Origin of the sequence: Nosocomiicoccus massiliensis, from assembly GCF_002871345.2 — a bacterium.
In the GTDB taxonomy this organism is placed as follows: domain Bacteria; phylum Bacillota; class Bacilli; order Staphylococcales; family Salinicoccaceae; genus Nosocomiicoccus; species Nosocomiicoccus ampullae_A.
Genome location: NZ_CP136964.1, coordinates 21766 through 42607, shown reverse-complemented (window position 1 = coordinate 42607; position 20842 = coordinate 21766). Strand labels below are relative to the sequence as shown.

The window sequence follows — 20842 nt, the reverse complement described above, 5'->3', positions numbered from 1 at the left end:
AAATTTTAATTACTCAAATAAATTCTTAAATACTTTTTTCATAAATCCACCAAAGTCAGATTTCTCTTTTTCTTTTGGCGGGGCATTTTTAACATCTGACGTCTCAACGATTTCACGTTCGTAATCGTCATGTTCGTCTTCTTCGTATCGGTCGTCGTCTGACTCATATTCAACGTCTTCTTCGACTTCAACACTTTGATTTTTCTCTTTTCTTTCTCTAAATAGAGAAGGGAAAATCGACTGTTTTTCTTCTTCTACAATTGGTTCGTTGTCATCTCTGTCATAATCATCTTCATGATTATCAATTGTAACATAATCGAGGAGTTCATCAAAACGAATACCGCTTTCAACTGTAGCGATTGCACTCGTGAATTCAGGTTTTCTCGCACCCATTTGTGTTGGGATATGAACGCGTACTTTTTCAGAAACAATATCGAGTAGTAAATCTCTAATTCCTCTCATGTTTGCAGTACCACCTGTAATGACGAATCCACCGCTAATATCGTCGATATTCGCTTCACCGAGTTCTCTAAAGATTTCCATAAACATATCTTCAAGAGTCACTTCGATGACGTCAGATAAGTCTTTCGCACTCACTTCTACGTCTTTATCACCGTTGTTTTGTGGGAAGACGACGCGTTCACCTTCTGGTGCTCTTTCGTAAAATGCGTGACCATATTGCTCTTTTGCACGGTTTGCATAATGGAAGTCTGTATTAAACTCTCTCGCAATGACTTCAGTAATCGTGTTACCACCTGCAGGGATAACACCTGCATATTTTAACGATCCATCTTTATAGTATGCGTACTGTGTTAAGTCAGCTCCGATATCCATAACGACTGCGCCGAGTTCAATTTCAGCCTCTGTTAAAATATGTGAGTAGTTATATGCGTCTGAAGTGACGTCTACGATATCTAGACCTGCTTCTGCCGCACAGTTACCCATGTTTAAGAATAACGTACGATCTACAGCGATGATACCAGCTTTCACAGTGAGACTTTCTCTAGCGATAATCCCTTTTGGATCTTCGACTTCATGTAAATCGTCAACGACAAATGACACAGGGAATACTGTGACAATTTCTTGATCTGTTGAAATTTCTTTAAAGCGAATATTTTCAAGTAATTCTTCGATGAGTTCTCCATCGATTTCTGTATCTTTACCAGAGAATCTTAACGTTTCTGTTGTAAATATGACATCAGAATTCGTTATTGGAACTTTTAAAAATACTTCGTCAATATCTATATTTGCTATTAGTTCTGCTTTTTTCACTGTATCTATAATTCCACTTTTAGCGAGATCAAAATCTCGAATCATACCCTTTGATACGCCATCAGTGAAGGTTTGGCCAGTACCAATAATATTTACACCATCGTGAAATTTCTCTCCAATCACGATTTTAACACTCGAGGACCCTACATCTAGGGCAACATAATATTGTTCCTTCACCTGAATGCCTCCCAATCTTTTCAGAATAATCTATCCTATAGTTTACCTTAAATAAAGCGAATTGTGAACTAAATCAGTTAAATAAATGAAACTTTTCACTAATCTGTTGATGTTTCGATTTTTTCAAGTGATTTCTTAATCACATCTAGGCTTTCGTTTATATCTTCGATATAAGGTACATGTCTTGGAATACTTGACATGTCGCGCTTCACACGCCTTGCTTCTTCAGTATTATACGGAATAAACGCATTACTCACTTCTAAATCGATAATCCCCTCATTATCTCCTATAGATTCGCGCATTCCATTAAAGTAGTTGATCTTCTCACCAAATGTCGTATAGTCTGCGATAATTTCCTGACCGTTATTCATAAGTACTTGAATTCTCGTATATGATTCATCATACGGTCGATAATATATCTCAGAAATCATTCGTAACATCTCTGGATTGACATCGTTTAAACTATCGACAAGTGCGTCGAATTCTTTACCTTCAAAGAAATGGATAATCGGTGCATCTACAGGTTCCATATGAAATCCTCTTAATACGCGTTTGTTTTCGAGTACTGGATAATAGTTTCGGTTACTTTCAATAAAACCAACGACGTTATGTTCTTTAACATTTATAATAACTTTATTTGGCCATTCACGTTCGATGTCAATTGACTGTATAATCGGTAACACTTTTACTTTATCTTCAGATTTATTTGACTGAAGCAAGTACATTTTTTGTCCTTTGTCTATACCGCTTCTATCTAGTATTTCTTTGTCGGTGATGTTTTCATTCCCGACAATTTCAACTTCTTTAATATCAGATAGACTGGATATTAAATATGTAGCTATCGTAATTAAAACGAGCCCAATTCCAATAAGTAATATAAGTTTTTTATAATTTAAATTTGGTAGTGATAACTGTGGCTTTTTAACGGATTTAAATCGCTCTTTTAGCGTCTCTTTTAGCGTCTCTTTTTCATCTTCTAGAGACTCATATTCTAAAGAAGGTGTATCCTTTTCTTCATCTCGGTAGTCTTCAATTAAAGATGGATCTAACGTGTCTTCGTCACTCTTTGTCACTTCATCTTGTTGTAGTGTTATAACACCTTCCTGAACGAGTGCTTCTATGACTTCAAGTTCCGTTTTAAATGAGGGGACATCGTCAGTGTGTGTATGCTTCTTATCTTTTTTAGTCGTATGATTCTTTTTTAACTTCTTTTTTAAATCATCTACGTTAAAATCTTCACTCATCGTGTCCCCTCCTTTTTATAATTGATGAACTGCTTCTTTAAAATGTCGGCCACGCGTTTCAAAATCAGGATACTGATCCCAACTCGCACACGCTGGTGAAAATAGCACTTTGTCTCCAGCATTACCATATGTTTTGACAATGTCGACAGCTGTGAATGGATTATCTGTTTCAATCACTTCGATATTGTTTTCATTTAAAAATTGCTTTAGCTTTTCTTTCGTTTCACCAAATACGATACCGAGTTTTACATGCTTTAAATGTGGAAGAAGTTCTTTGAAATCTTGTCCACGGTCTAATCCACCAGCAATCCAAATCGTCGGCGTATTAAAGCTATCTAATGCAAATGTCGTCGCGAGCGCGTTCGTCGCTTTAGAATCGTTATAAAATCTCATGCCGAGTTTTTCATCGACGAATTCCATACGGTGCTCGATACCTTTAAACGTCGTTAAAACATATTTCATATGCTCAATCGGTACATTTTTTAAATGTGCAACGAGTAAACTCGCAAGGATATTCTCTAAGTTATGTGGACCTTTTAACAGAATTTCTTCGATATTTATTATTTTTTTACCAAATACATAAATCCAGTTATCTTTTACATATGCATCTGCTTCCTCATCGATACTGAAGAAGTAAATGTTACTCTTCACATCTTTACATTCGACAAAATGTCGTTGTGATTGATTAAAAATAACAATGTCTGTGTCTCTCATATTTTTCATCAGAGATAGTTTCGCTGATTGATACTCATTTAAATCTTTATGATAATCGAGATGCGCTTCATATATGTTTGTAAATACTGCGATATTCGGTCTAAACGTATCGATGCCCATTAATTGAAAGCTAGACAATTCCATTACGAGTTCGTCTGACTGTTCTTCAAGCGCCGCTTGGCTTGCTGGATATCCGATGTTCCCGCATAAAATTGGAGTACGGTTTCCGTCAGTGAGAAGTCTACCAACGAGTTCTGTTACCGTCGTTTTTCCGTTCGTTCCGGTAATACCAATAATCTCATTATCTGTGATTAAATACGCAAGTTCTACTTCAGTAATAATTTTAATATTGCGTTTTAAAGCTTCCTGTAAAAAAGGAATCGTATACGGAATACCTGGATTTTTAACGATCAACTCTGTGTCGTTTAATAGATGCTCTGGATGATGACCATCGACGACTTTCACATTCATTTGTTTTAAATGATTTATAACACTCTCTTCAACGAGTACTTCACTCGTAGTAAGTGTAATGTCTGCACCGAGTTTAAACAGTGCTTCTATCGCACTACGACCACTTCGTCCGTAACCTAAAACGAGCACCTTTTTATGTTTAAATGATTCGATTTCTTTCATAATTTAGCCTCCGATTAAAATACCAATTAGACCAAAAATTAAACCAACGAATGAAAATACGAATACAATTTTACGTTCATTCCATCCAGACAATTCAAAGTGGTGGTGAATCGGCGTCATTTTAAATACACGTTTACCTGTCGTTTTAAATGATACGACTTGTATAATGACGGATGATGTTTCGATGACGAATATGATACCGACTATAAGCAGTAATAAACTGTTGTTTAATATAATCGATACGATACCGACAATCCCACCGAGTGCTAAAGATCCAGTGTCTCCCATAAATACCTTCGCTGGATATTTGTTAAATAGTAAAAATCCGAGTTGTGCACCAATTAGTATCGATAAAAATAAAATAATTTCTTTTTCTGAATGTAACCACGCAATGGCTAAAAATGCACCGTTCGCAATAATCGTCGTACTTGTTGATAACCCGTCTAAACCGTCCGTTAAGTTTACAGCGTTACTAAAACCAACGAGCCAGAATACGATCCAAACGATGAAAAACACACCGAGTGGAATTGTAATATCTGTCATTGGTATCGAAACACCAAGCTCAATAGAAGGTACGAATTTCATCATAATGAAAAAGACGATAATTGACACGACTACTTGTGCCAGCGCTTTTTGCTTAGATGTTAATCCTCTATTATCTTTTTTTACAACGATGATGTAATCGTCAATAAAACCAATTAATCCAAATCCTAGCGTTACGATGACGAGGATGAGTAATTTCGAAACGTCTTCAACGAAGAACATACATATTATCGATAACACGACCGTTACAGAAATAAATGAAATACCACCCATTGTCGGTGTGCCTGTTTTCGCTAAATGACTTTCCGGACCTTCCTCACGAATTGCTTGTCCAAATTTTAATTGTTTTAACTTTGGTATCATCATTTTCATTAACGTTGCAGACAATATAAATGAAATGATTAATAATATTATACTCATCGTTACCTCCTAATTGTTTGGGTCTTTCATTTGTAACGTAAAGTTGACTTTTTGTTTATCTCCAAGTGGCTCACCTGGTTTAATCGTTTGTGCTGTGACGTAACCTTCACCTTTAAAGTTCGATTTAAGTCCGAGATAGTCCATGATGAGTAATGCGTCACGCTTAGAAAATCCACGTAAGTCCGGCATCGTACGTTCACCGTCTGTGACGATGACGAGCACTTCAGACGGTAACATTTCATCATGTTTTGGATAATAGTCTTCAACTTTCGTTCCTTCACCGACATACACTTGTTTTAATAAATCATTTTGTAATACGTCGACGTCTTCAATGTTTTGACCTGTAATGTCTTCCATTTTAATCGTTTTAATTTCTTGACTGTTTTGAACGTCTTTAACGTCTAAATATTTCAGTGAGCGTTCCATTAACGGATTAAATCCTCTCGACACACCGAAGTCCCACGTCTCACTTTTATTTTTTGATGCACGTTTAATACCGTAATAGACGATAATTCGTGGATCCTCAACTGGTGCATATCCGATAAATGACGTTATAAACTCATATTCTCCTGTTAAATATCCGCCCGTTTTTTCGTCATATATTTGTGCTGTACCAGTTTTACCTGTGACTTGATAGTCATCGAGTGCGTACATACTGTTTATATCTAACGAACCTGCGACGAGTGTGCTCATCTCTTCCATCGTTTTCTCGGCTGTTTCTTTACTAATGACTTGTCCGAGATTACGTTCTTGACCTCGATATACTTCTTCGTTCGTTTCTGGGTCGACAACTGACTGAACGACGTATGGTTTTTTCATCATCCCGTCGTTCAGTAACGCAGTAAATCCTTGAATCATTTGAATTGGCGTGACACTAATCGTTTGCCCAAACGAACTCGTCTTTTGTTGAAGTTCATTGTCCCACACGATTTGACCACTTGCTTCTGTATTAAATTCTGATTTCGTAGGTGTCCCAAATCCAAATGACTGATAATATTCGAGCATCTTTTTAGGTCCGACTGAATCGAGTAAATCCATCATTAGAGTGTTCGAAGAATATTGTAACCCTTCGTTATAAGTAATTGTACCCCAACCTGACTTTTCCCAGTCGTAAATCGTCGCATCCATCACTTGTCTATTACCTGTCGTGTAGTACTGATTTGGATCATACTTACCTTCTTCAATTGCTGCCGCTAATGTAAATACTTTAAACGTACTTCCTGGCTCGAATTGATATTCATAAAGCATATTTAACCAGCTCGTCCCAAACCCTTCTCGAGTATCTGGGTTAAATGACGGACGTTGACCTGCGCCTAGGATTTCGCCTGTTTTTGCATCTGCAACAAAAGCAAATAACTCTTCAGGTTCGAAGTGTTCTTGCATATCATCTAATGAGTCTTCTAAGTAAAGTTGGATGTTAGAATCAATCGTAAGTTCAACGTCTAACCCATCGACCGCTTCTTCACTTTCCATCGTTCCAGGAACGATATAGTTCCAACTATCGACGTTATAATCTTTAAAGCCGTCTTTTCCGGTTAATTCTTTATTGTATTCTTTTTCAATACCTACAGCACCATTCATATCCCCGTCTTCATTTAACTCAGCCATTCCAATTAAATGTGAAGCAAACACTCCGTTAGGATACGAGCGTTTGACAACAGGAGTAAAAATGATTCCTTTTAATTCTTTCTCTTCTACTAATCTTTTTGCTTTATAATCGATATTTCTTCCTTTACTACCGAATTCAACTTGATATCTATTATTTTTAATACCATCATCGATTACCTTTAAAATTTCTTTTTCTTCCATATTCATAATTTCAGATAAGACTTTTGCTACTTCGTTTTTATCTTCGATATGATTATCAAAATCTTGTCCGACGATGACCGCGATATTATAAGCTTCCGTATCTCTTGCTAAAACATTCCCATCGCGGTCAGTAATTTTACCACGTTCAGCACGGTTAACGGTGTGACGTTCATATTTACTGCGCGCTTGATCTTTTAAATTGACGTCATCCACATTTTTAAACAACATAATCGTAATGATATTAAAAACGAGTAAAGCAAAAAACACTCCTAAACTAATATAAATAAGGAGTGTAATAATCGGTATTGAAAAAGTAAATTGATTTTTACGTCGCTGTTTTAACGACTTAAAGATATTAGACTTAAAATTACTTTTCATACTTCCTAACAACCTTTACATTATCATTGTTTGGTTTTAGCCCAAGTTCATTTGCTTTTTGATAAATGCGTTCGTATGAAGATAAATGTGTAACTTCTGTTGTTAGTTCGTCTATCTCTTTTTCTGTAGCGTTAATTTCGTAGTTGATTTGAGATATTTCTCTCTCATATTCATGCGCTTCTAATTTTGTGTTGAGTACAAATACTACTGCTGCCGATAAAACAATCATTAAAGCGACATATAACAGAAGCTCATTTAACTTCAGACTTACAAGGTAGCGTTTTTTCTTTGGCGCTACGTTATGTACATGATTTTGTTGTGTGTGTTCTTTTTGAACTGTTTGTCTTACGCGTGCTGCTTCCATGGTTTCACTTCCCTATCACTTTAACTTTTCTGCGATTCTAAGTCTAGCGCTACGTGCACGACTATTATTCTCAAGTTCTTCGTCACTCGCTAGTATCGGCTTTTTATTGACTCTTTTTAAAATTGGCTCGTATCCTTCAGGGATAATCGGCATGTTTTTAGGTAGTTCGGGTCCGCGTTCATACTCTAAATAAATTTGTTTACAAATTCTATCTTCGAGTGAGTGGAACGTAATGACCGAAACTCTACCACCTTTATCTAACAATTCGATCGCATCTTGTAAGCTATTTTCAAATACTTCAAGTTCGTTATTTACTGCGATACGTAATGCTTGAAAGACTCGGCGTGCTGGGTGGCCTTTCATGCGTTTAAACTTTTCAGGAATTTTCGACTTAATTAAGTCGCTTAACTCTGTCGTCGTTTCAATTGGCTTTTCCGCACGTCGTTTTTCGATTTCACGTGCGATTTGTTTTGAGAATTTCTCTTCACCATATCTAAAGAAAATGCGTACGAGATCGTCATAGCTATATGTATTTACAATTTCATAAGCATCTAGACTTTGTGTTTGATCCATTCTCATGTCGAGTCGCGCTGTTTTCGAATGTGAAAAGCCACGTTCTACTAAATCAAGCTGAGGACTCGATACGCCTAAATCATATAAAATGCCATCGATTTTTTCGATGCCGAGTTTATTTAATTCTTCTTTTAAATATTTAAAATTTCTATGAACGAGCGTTAATCGGTCGTCATCAAATTTTTCTTTTGCGTGATTAATTGCAAGAATGTCTTGGTCAAATGAAATCACTCGACCTGTCGTCAATTGATCTAGTAAATAAGATGTATGTCCGCCACCACCAAGTGTAGCGTCTACATAGATGCCTTCAGGTTTAATGTTTAAACCATCAATTGTCTCTTTTAGTAATACTGTGTCATGTTTAAACATTTTGTCACCCTCTTATAAATCAAAATCAATCAAATCTTCTGCAATCATTTCAAAGTTATCTGCTGAATCACTGTAAAAATCGTTCCAGCTGTCTGTATCCCAAATCTCCACACGATCTGAAACACCGATGACTGTGCACGATTTACTTAAATCTGCGTAGTCTCTTAAATGTTGTGGGATGTTTACACGTCCTTGCTTATCGACGTCAACAATCGCTGCGCCAGAAAAGAATAGTCGTGTAAAACGTCTTGCATCACGTTTTGTGAGTGGTAGTTGTTTTGTCTTTTGTTCAATCGCTTTAAAATCGTCGACTGTATAACAAAATAAGCATTTATCTAATCCGCGAGTAATGACAAATTGCGCTTGTAATTCATCTCGAAATTTACTCGGGACGATCATGCGTCCTTTAGCGTCTAAATTATGATGATACTCGCCAATAAACACCCAAACTACCTCCTCCCACCTACTATATTAATAATTTACCATATTCTACCACTTTCCACCACTTTCTTCTTAAAAAAATTGCAAAAAAAGAACGGCTCAACTTTTTGAGCCGTTTTTAAGGGTTAGTCTATAATAATGATTAACTGATCCGTATAAGTTAATGGTGTAAAATCAATGAACGCATTTGAAAATACTGTTGGGTGGAACGTACGCTCTTGCAGTGCATTTTTCGGAAGTAATAACATTAGAAGTTCATCTAATTGATTGAGTTTATTTCTCACTTGTCGTTTGACATCGTATTGATATTTTCGTTGTAAATAATCGACTTCTTTTAACATACGAGATTCGTTAATATCGATGAGTGTCTCTTCATGTTTAGTTTCAGTTACTTCTCCAAGAGAGTCATAGTGTTGTTCAATCACGTCTTTTAGAGTTTGAATACGTTGTAACAACTTTTCATTCGTCGATTTATCTATAAGTTTATCTTTTTCTTTTTCAATATGTTCAACTAAATTCGGTGTTAACGATAAATCGTATTCGTTTAATCGTTTTTCTAATTGTGGTGGAACGTGGAGGAAAGACATACGTTTTAAGACGATCGGCATTTCTCTATCCATTACTTTAAATACTTCGTGAAGTTCTCCCCAATATTTTACTTCTGCGCCTCCACCTAAAAAGACAATTGTATTAAATAGCAACTCTTGCATTAACGGACGCGTGACGACGTTGTTACTAAATGTTTCTGGTGATTCATTTAAATAGTTTAACAACTCTTCTTTCGTATATGTTTTGTCTTCAGTTTTAAAGACGTCACCGTCACGATGAAGTAGCTCTCTGTTCGATTCAGAATGAATAAATAAATGAACATTCGTGTCCGTTTGAATCGTAGGGCTGATATCGAAGTGTTGATTAAATGACTGTTGACCAGATCTAAACGCTGCGTCAATTTCCTCTGATTTTTCGATTATTCGTTGAAAAATCTCTTTTTCTAACTGTCTAACGTCTTTGCTGTGCGCATTAAATATGAGTAAGCCATGCTCACTGAACACTTTATTTGTTAGTGCTGTAAAGAGCTCTGACCAGTATGTGTGCGCATTAATTTCTCGTTCGATTGTATTTTTAATTTCGATATTTTGCTTTGAGTCCTCTGTATAATTAAATACTTCATCGAGAACGTTTAACATTTCTTTTTTATCGTATTCATAAAAGCCGATACTCATTTGTATATCGAGATTTGGTTTATATGACACTTTTTTAATACGTTTATGCAAACTATCGTAAACGTGAGTATGGTTAATTTCATTGTAATCGTGATCTTCAGACGCGACCCAAAATACAGGTACCGCGTCGTAATTCACTTTTTCCTTAATATCTTTTACGACGACTAAAATCGAAATCACTTTATGCAAAATATATGCTGGACTGCCAAACAGACCTGCTTGTTGTCCGCCGATGACGACTTTATGGCCATTTTTTAATTTTTTAATATTATTTCTTTGACTTTCTGTAAGATCACCAACAATTTCGAGCATATCTTTTTCGATTATAGACGCGAGTCTTTCTGTATGTTCATGTGGTGCTCTTTTAATTAATCGATGAAGCGATTCATCATCAAACTTATTATGATGAAAGAACTTATAATCCTCTTCGCTTATACAGTGAATGTCATCATTAAATTCATCATTAAACAGATACCTCATAATGTGTCTCCTAACAATCGTCATAGTTAAATAAAATTATATGGAATTTATCCGTATGACACAAATAAATAGTTTATAAATAAAAAAACATGGACATTTCTATGTCCATGTTAGTTGTTTACAACTTCTGCACCGTTATATGACCCACAGTTCGGGCAAACGCGGTGTCTTAATTTCATTTCTCCACACTCAGGGCACTCAACCATTCCTGGTGCACTTAACTTAATGTGTGTACGACGTTTATTTTTACGAGTTTTCGAAGTTCTTCTTTTAGGTACTGCCATTGTTAATCCTCCGTTTCGTCTGTTTTAAACAGCGTTTCTAATTTTTTTAATCTTGGGTCTACAGGCTTATCTTTTTCGTACGCTTCGATACTACCGTAGACGTTCCAATTATCAGTGTTTGATGAGTCCGGTAATTCATTACTTTCAGAATACACTTCAGGAATGCTAACATTTATTAACTCACGAATGACTGGTTCTAAGTCGAGTTCATGTAGCACCGGATGTAATGACGGATCTTCTAGCTTTTCATCCGCTTCAAGCGTCTCATCATACGTTTCAAACGAATTTACGCTTAAATCGTAAAAAACATCCTCTCCAGAACGACTATCAACCATTTTAACACGTGCTTGAATTGTTATGTCGACATAAAATTCATGACCACTGTTTTTGATTGAGCCTTCTGTGAAAATGTCACTTACATCTAGAACGTCTTGACGATTCGAAACATCTTCAAGTGATAAGTGTTCTTCAAAAGTAAATGCGGTATTTTGAAACTTTCTGAGTTCCGATAATGACCACTTCATATTTACCCACCTCTTATAAGCACAACAAACATTCTACCGATTTTCAGTGAAAGTGTCAAGTTATTTTCTTAACATATCACCGAATAAAATTAAGATTTATTATCTATTTTGATATAATGATATCGAATAATAAACGGAGTGTTGCGATATGAAAGTTTTGTCTTTAATTACAGAGTATAACCCGTTTCATAACGGTCATATTTACCACATCGAGTCTTCCAAACAATTAATTCAACCGGACGTGACGATTGCGATCATGTCTGGTAACTTTACTCAGCGCGGAGAACTCGCTGTGACGAATAAATTTAACCGTGCACAAGAAGCAATTAAACACGTTGATTTAGTCATTGAACTACCGACACTATATGCGATCAGTTATGCGGATGACTTCGCATATGGGGGGCTTCTTGCTGCAAAGATGCTACAAACTACCGATATCGTCTTCGGAAGTGAACTCGATGATATCGAGAAACTCCATAGTGCATACTTAAAAGCAAAGCGTATTACGAAAGAAGACCTCGTACCGATGTTACAAAAAGGATATTCGTATCCACGTGCAATGTACGACTTAACAAATGAAGATGCATTTCAATCTCCAAACAACACGCTCGGCATGAGTTATTTAAAAGCACGCGACGATTTAAACTTTGACGTCTCTATGCACACGGTTAAACGCACGGGTAACAACTATAACGATAAAACACTCTCTCATAGTCAGTTTTCAAGTGCGACGAGTATACGCGAGTCATTATTAAATGGAGAACTCGAACATGCGATTCAATTTATGCCAGAAACTCTCGCAAAAGTGATTATGGAAGATAAGGTCATTACAAATGAGCACATGTTTAATACGTTAAAAGTAATTATCGAGCGCAGTTCTTTAAACGATTTAAAAGACATATACATGATGACTGAAGGTCTCGAACATCGTCTTAAAAAGAATATTCGTCTATCAAATAATTACGAATCGTTTATCGATTCTATTAAAACGAAACGCTATACGAGAACACGTCTTCAACGTCTACTCTTATACGTTCTTTTAAACGTTACAGAAGAAGATTTTCGTAACTATGAGGTGAATAAGTTAAGAGTGCTTGCAATGAATCATACTGGTCAACAATACTTATCGACAATCCAAGATCGTCGCTTTATAACAAATTTAACAAAAAAAGATGCGCCAGACTTTTACGAAACGATAAAAGCGACGCATATATATAACACGTTAACGCAAGGACGTGTGAATGATTTTAATCAACCTGTTATGATTCTAAAGTCTTAAACTTTTCTACGAGAGCTTCTTCGACTACTGGTGGCACGACATCACTAATTTTACCGTGGTGTTTTGCCACATCTTTTGCGATTGAACTCGAAATAAACGAATATTTGTTATTCGTCATAATAAATAACGTCTCGATATTTTCAGCGAGCTTTCTATTCATCGATGCCATCTGCATTTCATATTCAAAATCTGAAACTGCACGTAATCCACGAACGATTGCATCTGCATCGACTTTTTTACAAAAATCTATTAACAACCCTTCATGCTTATCAACTTTCGTATTGTCAATATGAGAGATTGTTTCTTCGATGAGGTGTACACGTTCGTCTGGTGTAAATAATCCTTTTTTTGTTTGGTTATGTGATACACACACATAGACGACGTCAAAGATTCTTGACGCACGTTCAATAATGTCGATGTGTCCATATGTAATCGGGTCAAATGATCCAGAGCATACTGCGATTTTTTTCTTAGTCATAATTTTCCTCCGTTGTTAACACTTTATATTGAATCGTTCCAACTTCGTTATGCTTTAATTCAACAAAACCATTTAAGTCTATCGTTTCATTCGCACCCGCTTCAACGATAATGATTCCGTCTTTTTTCAATATATCGTACGTTTTAATGAGATGAAGTGCTTCATCGATCAACTTTTTATTGTACGGTGGATCTAAAAATATTAAATCCATTTGTCTATCTCGTTTACTTAGTGCTTTTAACGCTCGTCTAAAATCATTTCGGTAAATTTCAACAGGTTCGTCTAACCCTTTCGTATTGTTATGAATGATACGAATGGCGTCTTTTGCACCGTCAACAAAAATACAGCGTTCTCCGCCTCGAGATAACGCCTCGATTCCAAGCGCACCAGATCCTGCAAATAAATCGAGCACATCCCCACTGACTCTTTCACCGATTGCGCTAAACATGCTTTCTCTTACTTTTTCACTCGTCGGACGCGTGTCTTTATGTTCGAGCGTCTCAATACGTCTTTTTTTATATTTACCAGTAATTACTCTCACGTATACACCTCGTTTTCTATTTATACTATAATTAAAGAAACAATTATGAGAGGTTGAAATTTCATGCAAAAATTTATCGTCTTAGGACATGGCTACAGCGAGATTTTCGAGTTGAAAGCGTTACTCGAATACAATCACAAACGTGTAAATAAAGCGATCTTCTTTCACCATGAAGATGCGCCGTCATCGTTTAGTTTAATCATGAACCCTGTCGAAAAAGACTTCCAAGCTCTTTATACAATCCTTCGAGGGCTAAGAAACGGCCCGGAAGGTAAAATGTACGAAATGATTCGCGAATTATGTGAATTATACGATATACAAGTCGTCGAGATGACAGCACGTGATCCGAAGGATTTTCATGAAGAGGAATTGTTCTTCCAATATATGATCGGTGTGTTACGACTCAACCATCTCATTCCACCGTTAAAATAATTAAACTGTTCCTTTTGGATAGGATAGTTTAATATTTTTATATTCACTGACGAGTACTTCTGTCACATATTTTAAGTTAGATAAGCGTTTTAAAGTGTCATCGAGCTCGTTCTCATCGATATATATAAGCATATATTGCTTATTTGTATTGACGTAAACGACATGACCATGACGCTTTAACTGTCTAATAAATTTATTATGCTTAAAATAAATATATATTCCAATGCGGTCCTTTAGCATATATATCACCCTTCTTCGTTAAACACATGATAACACATTTAACTTTTAGTATACTAGACACATTAGGAGGACAATTATGAAATTACGTACAAAACTACTTCTACTTACTGCTGGCCTTTCTAGTGCTTATATTTATAGTAAAATCCAAGCAGAACGAAGAGTAAACGAAATGAAACCTGTCTTTAAAAGACCCGGACCATACATATTCGCTCATCGTGGAGGTAAAGGAAATTATCCAGAGCATACGAGACTCGCGTTTAATAATGCAGTAAATCAAAACGTCGACGGTTTTGAAATCGACGTACGACTTACAAAAGACAATGAGATCGTCGTACTTCACGACTTATATGTAGATAGAGTTACTGAGTATAGCGGAAAAGTTTCAGACTATACGCTCGACGAATTACGAAAATTAGATTTTGGATATAACTTTAAAGACGTAAGAGGCAACTACATATATCGTGGGCATCCTGATGCCGGCATCGTTACTTTACGTGAATTATTTAAAGAATATCCACACCAAATTATTAACATCGACATGAAAGATTCGATCGATACAGAAGCAGGTCAAAAAATTGCACCTCTACTATTCGAACTTATATTAGATGAGAAAGCAACTGACCGCGTCATTGTGACAAGTTTTGAAGATGAACAAATTCGCCGCTTCACGAGTTTTAGTGGAGATTTAATTGCGTTAGGTGCTGGCACTGAGGAAGTGACAAAAGCATACACGCTTTACCATAGTGGGCTTGGTCACCTATACCAACCGTCAAGAGACACATTCCAAATCCCGATTAATTTATCGTCTGTTAAGCTCGATAACGCTGGATTCATTCGTTACTTAGATGATTTAAACGTTAAAGTCGGATATTGGGTCATCAACGATACAAATGAGATGACACGCTTACTAAACTTAGGTGCACATACGATCGTTACAGATTATCCAGACAAAGCAAATCTACTCATTAATTATTAATAACAAAAAACGGATTCGTAAAATACGAATCCGTTTTTATTTAACTCGCACAACTACATCCGCCACCCGTCATACAGTTTGACTCTCCACTTGCAAAAAATGGATTCGTACTAACGACATTGGCATGATCACTGACAGACTTACCGATTATATATAAAATCTCGTCGAGTAAACTTTGTAGTACATACTCTGCCCGTCTAAATTCTATGACGTTTTCATCCATATCTACTTTCTTTTTAAATAAACGAATCTCTTTACGTTTTTCTTTATAGTCTGGATGATATCTCCCAAAACGTTCAACTTCTTCAAAGTCTTCTTTTAATCTATTGAATTGTTTGATGAGCATTTGTGTATCATTATCTTGTTCTAATTTATGTTTGTAATATATATATGATTTAAATTCCTCAGAAGATTTTACCATATCGTTAATGTGATCGAGATGATCTAAAATTTCGATTGTTTGATTTGTAGAAAACATACGCATCCTCCTACTGAGAATATGATACCATACTATTGTAGTACATAAAATTGTATTTGTGTTTCTCGCTCTTTTCGATTAAAATAAAGATATTGGAATAGGGAGGTCTACTCGGATGGTATTTGAAAATTCTGGTCTTGAAAAATTAGTAATTGAACAAAACTTATTACAAGAGGTCATGAACGAACATGGCTGTGTTTTAGGTGGAAGTTGGGATTACGAACGTATGACGTTCGACTTCCAGTACAAAGTTCCTGAAGGTGTGTTTTACCTACGTTTCCCTGCATATGCAGTAAGTGGTGACGTCGGTGCGAACGACGCTGTACTTCAACTTATGGATCCTTACATTGGTAAGTGGTATTTCCCAACAGGTATTGAATACGGAAAAGATGAACATTTCCCAGAAAGAATTGTTGAACATGCAATTCAAAAAATTAGAGCATTACACAGCGACTTAGCTGTTCACGCTTAATAAAAAAACCCGTTACTTTAAAAGTAACGGGTTTTTTTAATGGAATATCGCATCGAGTAATCCAGAAGTTTCTCCACCTGGATATAACACATATAATAAAATATACACAGTTACTCCAGTAATTGCTGTTAAGAACCAAATCACTGCTGCAAAGATTCCAACTTTTCTATGCTTCGATAAAATTCTCTTCTTACCTGTAAATACTTGGAATCCTCCAAGTACACCACCTGTCGTAGATAAGATAATATGAGAAATTAAAAATACAACATAGTATGTTACGAGATGTTCAGGTCCACCGAACTTCGTACTTCCTAAAAATACTGTTTTCGATAAGTAAATGATAAAGAAAATTAACGCAAACCATGCACTTAATGTCATAAACTTATCGTGACCAGCAAGGTCTCTTTTCTTAAACATTTTGTAAAGTCCAATTGCCATCATTATCGCACTTAATACGATAAATGACGTACTAATCGTTGGTAGTATAAAATGCAAATTCATAATTCAACCCTCTATTATCTATATAATTCTTCTAACTTTTTACGCTCATTTGCTCTTTCTAATGATTCACGCGTAATTTCATCTGGATCTCTAGACTCTTGTTTCCACCAGTTTGCAAATAAATACGCAATGATAAATCCAAAGAACACTTCTTGAAGAATCTTCATAATGATTCCACCTGTACGTTGGTCAGACAGTGGCGTCATATGACTGAAGTATTCCGGTCCACTAATCATATTTTGATCTTTTAGCGTATCAAGAACACCTACTGGAACACAAAGCTCCATCGATTTTAACCATGCCGCACTTTCAGTATACGTCTTAAACATAGGTGTCTCTGAGAAAATGATTAACCCACATGCTGGTAATAATAATCCACCAATACCAAATACATATAATATCTTAAATAAGTAGTTCATATGCTTTTCTTGAGGATCCACTTTATTTAATACTGGCCAAAATGCGATTGTTGCAAGTAAAAATAAAATCGCTAATGACATAAAGTGTAATGACTGATTTAACTTTAACGTATCCATAACTGTAGGGATATGGTAAAGCGAAAACGCACCACAGAAAAGTATGAGCGCTAGTAACGGTTTCTGACCAATCTTATGGAAAAATCGTAATACAGGTAGTTTTACCATGTATGCCCATAAGTAATCTGGTATTGCAAAGTATAGTAACGGCGGAATGAGTAACAACCCAAGTGCCATTTGCACCATATGAAACGTAAATAAAATATGACTTAATATATCAATTGGTGATCCGAACGTTATATAAAATAATAAAATAACTGTAATTGACATCCAAAACTCTAATTTAGTTAGTTTTCGACCACCTGGTATATCTTTGTACCATTTCATCGTAATTAAGAAGTACACTACTGACGCTACAATAATAAACGCAATTAAAAATGGACTCCAATTTCCGATGAAACCAAAAATTCGTATCGACATTAAACGATCCAAATTTATCACCCTTTTAATATAAGCTACATACCATTATAGACTATTTTTAATGAAACGAACATATTTTAATATGTCTATTTTCCAACAAAAAAATGGACTAGCAATGCTAGTCCATTGAAGTTTATTGAATTCCACCTGTTCCAATCCATACAATGAACACAAATGTGATAATAAACGCAATTGCAAAGTACATACCAACTAAGATAAATAACTTCGCAAAATCATGTCCTTTGTCCTTCATGTGCATGAAGTAGAAGAATTGTAGAATAACTTGTACAAACGCTAAAGTAACAATGATTGCTCCAACAAAGTATTTGTTAAAGTCTAATGCTACTAATCCAAATGCTATAAATGTCATGAAAATCATAAGAGCAAAAGATGTTAGCTGAAGTCTCATTTCTTTTGCACGTGCTTTGTAAAGTGCGTCTAACTCTTTTCTTGTTAATGATTCGGTTTCTACGTTCGCCATTTATAACACCCCTAACAGATAAACGATTGTGAAGATGAACACCCACACAACGTCAATGAAGTGCCAGTATAATGAAGCTGTATTAACTTTCGCAGCTGTGTATACTGATAATCCGCGTCCAGAGTTACGGATGATGAGTAATGTAATCCAAATTAAACCGATAATAACGTGGAATCCGTGTGTACCGATTAAGATATAGAATGCACTACCGAACGCACTTGATCTAAACGTGTGACCGAGTTGTACATATGCAATGAACTCGTAGATTTCAAGTGCTAAGAACCCAGCACCTAAAAGAACTGTAATTCCTAACCATAATTGCATTTTCGCGAAGTTGTTATTTCTCATATGGTGTACTGCGAAAACACTCGTTAATGATGATGTTAATAAAAACATCGTCATTACGAACGCTAACTCTAAGTGGAATAGGTCAGCTGCTAATAAGTGATCGCTACTTGGCACTGAGTCTTTAAGTGCGAGGTAAGTTGCGAAGAGACATGAGAATAATACTGTCTCTCCCGCTAAGAATGTCCAGAAACCAACAAACTTGTTTTTACCTTCTAACGTAGCTGTTTCAGGGTGCTTCGGCCAATTAGCATTATCAACATTATATTTAACTTCTGCCATTAGTTCGCACCTCTTTTTCTTTCTTCATATTCACGCATTTCTTTTTCAATACGTTCTTTCTTGATGTAGTGACCGTGGTCATCAATCCAAGATCTCGCCATCATTGAAAGGAATGTGATCGTTAAACCACCAACGAGTAAAATCATTGACCAAGGTCTCATACTTGGTAAATCCTTAACTGCTGCAATCGCCCACTCTTGACCAGATGCATGGAATAATGCACCAAATCCTGCAATGAATAAACCAGCTGTTAAGATGAATGGAATGATTGAGTTGTTTGGCATATGAATATCCTCAACTGGTCCAGCTGATGGAATTTCACCGTTGTTTTCTTCTTTTTCTAATTGTAAAACATCTAAACCACGTACTAGTGGAGTTTGGAAAAAGTTGTATTCTGGAGTTGGTGTAGCAACTGCCCACTCAAGTGTACGACCGTCCCAAACGTCGACGTTAACGACTCTATCGTTTTTAACAACTGTCATAATGATGTTAATTACAAGTACGATTACCCCAACTGCCATGAGTAATGCACCGATTGTTGAGATTAAGTTCGCTAAGTTAAAGCCTTGGCCGTCTAAGTATGTGAATACACGACGTGGCATTCCCCATAAACCTAACCAGTGTTGAACTAAGAATGTCATGTGGAAACCGATAGCAAAGATTGCCATTTCGATTTTACCTAATGTTTCGTTTAGCTTAGTACCGAACATTAAAGGCCACCAGTAGTGAAGCCCAGCTAATATCGCGAATACTACCCCACCAACGATTACGTAGTGGAAGTGAGCTACGATAAAGTATGAGTCATGATACTGATAGTCTGCTGGAGCTACCGCTTGCATGATACCTGTTACCCCACCCATTACGAATGAAGGGATAAACGCTAATGCATAAAGCATTGGTGTAGTAAATGTAATACTACCGCCCCAAATTGTAGCAATCCAGTTAAATATCTTAATACCTGTTGGTACTGCGATTGCCATCGTCGCTAATGCGAAAATTGCGTTCGCTGTTGCACCTAAACCTACTGTAAACATGTGGTGCGCCCAAACCATGAATCCGAAGAATCCGATTAATACTGTCGCGAATACCATCGCTGAGTAACCGAATAATCTCTTTCTAGAGAATACTGCGAAAATCTCTGAGAAAATACCGAATGCCGGTAAGATTAAAATATATACTTCTGGGTGTCCGAAGATCCAGAATAAGTGTTCCCAAATAATTGTGTTACCACCAGCTTCAACTATGAAGAAGTTCGAACCGAACATACGGTCAAACGTTAATAGGAAAAGTCCTACTGTTAATGGTGGGAAACCAAATACGATAAGAATTGATGCAACAAGTGCTGTCCATGTGAATAATGGCATTCTCATGTAAGTCATACCCGGTGCTCTCATCGTAATAATTGTCGTTACAAAGTTAATACCTGTAATTAACGTACCAGCCCCTGCAATCTGTAAACCAATTGCGTAGAAGTCAATACCGTGTCCAGGTGATGCAATAGATAGTGACGCATAACTTGTCCAACCAGCGTCTGGCGCATCTCCGAATAACCAAGAAACGTTAACGAAGATACCTCCGAAAATAAACATCCAAACACCTAAAGCGTTCATGAATGGGAACGCTAGGTCACGTGCACCAATTTGTAATGGAACTACTGCGTTCATAAATGCGAATAAAATTGGCATCGCAGCTAAGAATATCATCGTAGTACCGTGCATTGTAATCATTTCGTTAAATAATCCAGCTGATAAGAAATCGTTATTTGGTACCGCGAGCTGAATACGAATAAGCATCGCTTCAATACCACCCATGACGAAGAAGAATCCACCGCCAATTAAGTAAAGGATTGCAATCTTCTTATGGTCTACTGTCGTTAAATATTCCCATATTAAACGCCCAAAGCCAACTTTTTGCCCATTAACTGTTGCCATGC

Annotated in this window: 24 protein-coding genes; 4 read left to right on the top strand and 20 right to left on the bottom strand. The window is 36.4% G+C overall.

All coding sequences use genetic code 11. From position 1 onward, the window contains the following. Positions 1–9: 9 nt before the first annotated feature. From ftsA to CJ229_RS00190, 11 genes are all read right to left on the bottom strand, one after another. Positions 10–1449 (bottom strand): cell division protein FtsA, encoded by a 1440-nt coding sequence (gene ftsA / locus CJ229_RS00240; protein ID WP_068128883.1) that lies wholly within the window; start codon positions 1447–1449, stop codon positions 10–12. A 98-nt stretch (positions 1450–1547) separates the two neighbouring features. Continuing rightward, on the bottom strand, positions 1548–2693 hold the full coding sequence (locus tag CJ229_RS00235; RefSeq protein ID WP_102167254.1) for a cell division protein FtsQ/DivIB: 1146 nt from the start codon (positions 2691–2693) through the stop codon (positions 1548–1550). Between the two features lie 15 nt (positions 2694–2708). Beyond that, positions 2709–4040 (bottom strand): UDP-N-acetylmuramoyl-L-alanine--D-glutamate ligase, encoded by a 1332-nt coding sequence (gene murD, locus CJ229_RS00230; RefSeq protein WP_102167253.1) that lies wholly within the window; start codon positions 4038–4040, stop codon positions 2709–2711. 3 nt (positions 4041–4043) lie between these two features. Next, complete coding sequence (mraY, locus tag CJ229_RS00225; protein ID WP_102167252.1) at positions 4044–5003, bottom strand: phospho-N-acetylmuramoyl-pentapeptide-transferase; 960 nt, start codon at positions 5001–5003, stop codon at positions 4044–4046. Positions 5004–5012: 9 nt separating this feature from the next. Further along, positions 5013–7190 (bottom strand): penicillin-binding protein, encoded by a 2178-nt coding sequence (locus CJ229_RS00220; protein WP_180953396.1) that lies wholly within the window; start codon positions 7188–7190, stop codon positions 5013–5015. Then, positions 7180–7554 carry a cell division protein FtsL gene (gene ftsL, locus CJ229_RS00215; RefSeq protein ID WP_068128891.1) on the bottom strand — a complete coding sequence of 125 codons (375 nt, stop codon included), beginning with the start codon at positions 7552–7554 and terminating at the stop codon, positions 7180–7182. Before ftsL ends, CJ229_RS00220 begins: the two co-directional genes overlap by 11 nt. Positions 7555–7569: 15 nt before the next feature. Further along, on the bottom strand, positions 7570–8496 hold the full coding sequence (rsmH, locus tag CJ229_RS00210) for a 16S rRNA (cytosine(1402)-N(4))-methyltransferase RsmH (RefSeq protein WP_102167251.1): 927 nt from the start codon (positions 8494–8496) through the stop codon (positions 7570–7572). 12 nt (positions 8497–8508) lie between these two features. Further along, entirely contained in the window at positions 8509–8940 is a 432-nt protein-coding gene (gene mraZ, locus CJ229_RS00205) for a division/cell wall cluster transcriptional repressor MraZ (RefSeq protein ID WP_070457577.1), read from the bottom strand. A 122-nt stretch (positions 8941–9062) separates the two neighbouring features. After that, positions 9063–10640: a bacillithiol biosynthesis cysteine-adding enzyme BshC gene (gene bshC, locus CJ229_RS00200; protein ID WP_180953395.1), complete on the bottom strand. Its 1578-nt coding sequence runs from the start codon at positions 10638–10640 to the stop codon at positions 9063–9065. A 110-nt stretch (positions 10641–10750) separates the two neighbouring features. Beyond that, a complete protein-coding gene (gene rpmF / locus CJ229_RS00195; protein ID WP_040929246.1) occupies positions 10751–10924 on the bottom strand; it encodes a 50S ribosomal protein L32 in 174 nt (57 codons plus the stop codon). Positions 10925–10926: 2 nt separating this feature from the next. After that, complete coding sequence (locus CJ229_RS00190) at positions 10927–11448, bottom strand: YceD family protein (protein WP_040929247.1); 522 nt, start codon at positions 11446–11448, stop codon at positions 10927–10929. Positions 11449–11596: 148 nt separating this feature from the next. Between CJ229_RS00190 and CJ229_RS00185 the strand changes: the two genes are divergently transcribed. Then, the gene (locus CJ229_RS00185) at positions 11597–12727 is read left to right on the top strand and encodes a nucleotidyltransferase (protein ID WP_102167249.1); all 1131 of its coding nucleotides are present in this window, start codon (positions 11597–11599) and stop codon (positions 12725–12727) included. On the opposite strand, the gene coaD is transcribed toward CJ229_RS00185, so the two are convergent. Beyond that, on the bottom strand, positions 12708–13205 hold the full coding sequence (gene coaD, locus CJ229_RS00180; protein ID WP_102167248.1) for a pantetheine-phosphate adenylyltransferase: 498 nt from the start codon (positions 13203–13205) through the stop codon (positions 12708–12710). The genes CJ229_RS00185 and coaD overlap by 20 nt on opposite strands. Further along, positions 13198–13770 carry a 16S rRNA (guanine(966)-N(2))-methyltransferase RsmD gene (gene rsmD / locus CJ229_RS00175; protein ID WP_083302021.1) on the bottom strand — a complete coding sequence of 191 codons (573 nt, stop codon included), beginning with the start codon at positions 13768–13770 and terminating at the stop codon, positions 13198–13200. The genes coaD and rsmD overlap by 8 nt, the downstream gene beginning before the upstream one ends. A 39-nt stretch (positions 13771–13809) precedes the next feature. Between rsmD and CJ229_RS00170 the strand changes: the two genes are divergently transcribed. Further along, the gene (locus tag CJ229_RS00170) at positions 13810–14178 is read left to right on the top strand and encodes a DUF7147 family protein (RefSeq protein WP_040929251.1); all 369 of its coding nucleotides are present in this window, start codon (positions 13810–13812) and stop codon (positions 14176–14178) included. On the opposite strand, the gene CJ229_RS00165 is transcribed toward CJ229_RS00170, so the two are convergent. After that, entirely contained in the window at positions 14179–14418 is a 240-nt protein-coding gene (locus CJ229_RS00165) for a DUF2129 domain-containing protein (protein WP_102167247.1), read from the bottom strand. Between the two features lie 76 nt (positions 14419–14494). Here CJ229_RS00165 and CJ229_RS00160 point away from each other — a divergent pair, with 76 nt between their 5' ends. Continuing rightward, the gene (locus tag CJ229_RS00160) at positions 14495–15394 is read left to right on the top strand and encodes a glycerophosphodiester phosphodiesterase family protein (RefSeq protein ID WP_070622413.1); all 900 of its coding nucleotides are present in this window, start codon (positions 14495–14497) and stop codon (positions 15392–15394) included. A 40-nt stretch (positions 15395–15434) separates the two neighbouring features. On the opposite strand, the gene CJ229_RS00155 is transcribed toward CJ229_RS00160, so the two are convergent. Continuing rightward, on the bottom strand, positions 15435–15872 hold the full coding sequence (locus CJ229_RS00155) for a YlbF/YmcA family competence regulator (RefSeq protein WP_068128913.1): 438 nt from the start codon (positions 15870–15872) through the stop codon (positions 15435–15437). A gap of 115 nt (positions 15873–15987) precedes the next feature. On the opposite strand from CJ229_RS00155, the gene CJ229_RS00150 reads away from it, so the two are divergent. Next, the gene (locus tag CJ229_RS00150) at positions 15988–16344 is read left to right on the top strand and encodes a YugN family protein (protein WP_068128914.1); all 357 of its coding nucleotides are present in this window, start codon (positions 15988–15990) and stop codon (positions 16342–16344) included. A 36-nt stretch (positions 16345–16380) separates the two neighbouring features. Here the strand turns inward: CJ229_RS00150 and CJ229_RS00145 are convergent, their stop codons facing one another. The 5 genes from CJ229_RS00145 to CJ229_RS00125 all read right to left on the bottom strand — a co-directional run bounded on the left by CJ229_RS00145 (position 16381) and on the right by CJ229_RS00125 (position 20840). Beyond that, positions 16381–16845, bottom strand: coding sequence for a DUF420 domain-containing protein (locus tag CJ229_RS00145; protein WP_070457562.1), 465 nt, complete (start codon positions 16843–16845; stop codon positions 16381–16383). A gap of 14 nt (positions 16846–16859) precedes the next feature. Next, entirely contained in the window at positions 16860–17822 is a 963-nt protein-coding gene (gene ctaG / locus CJ229_RS00140) for a cytochrome c oxidase assembly factor CtaG (RefSeq protein ID WP_257993684.1), read from the bottom strand. 112 nt (positions 17823–17934) lie between these two features. Further along, on the bottom strand, positions 17935–18282 hold the full coding sequence (locus CJ229_RS00135; RefSeq protein WP_068128918.1) for a cytochrome C oxidase subunit IV family protein: 348 nt from the start codon (positions 18280–18282) through the stop codon (positions 17935–17937). Further along, complete coding sequence (locus CJ229_RS00130) at positions 18283–18909, bottom strand: cytochrome c oxidase subunit 3 (RefSeq protein ID WP_068128920.1); 627 nt, start codon at positions 18907–18909, stop codon at positions 18283–18285. Continuing rightward, positions 18909–20840, bottom strand: coding sequence for a cytochrome c oxidase subunit I (locus tag CJ229_RS00125; RefSeq protein WP_102167246.1), 1932 nt, complete (start codon positions 20838–20840; stop codon positions 18909–18911). The genes CJ229_RS00130 and CJ229_RS00125 overlap by 1 nt, the downstream gene beginning before the upstream one ends. Positions 20841–20842 lie beyond the last annotated feature (2 nt).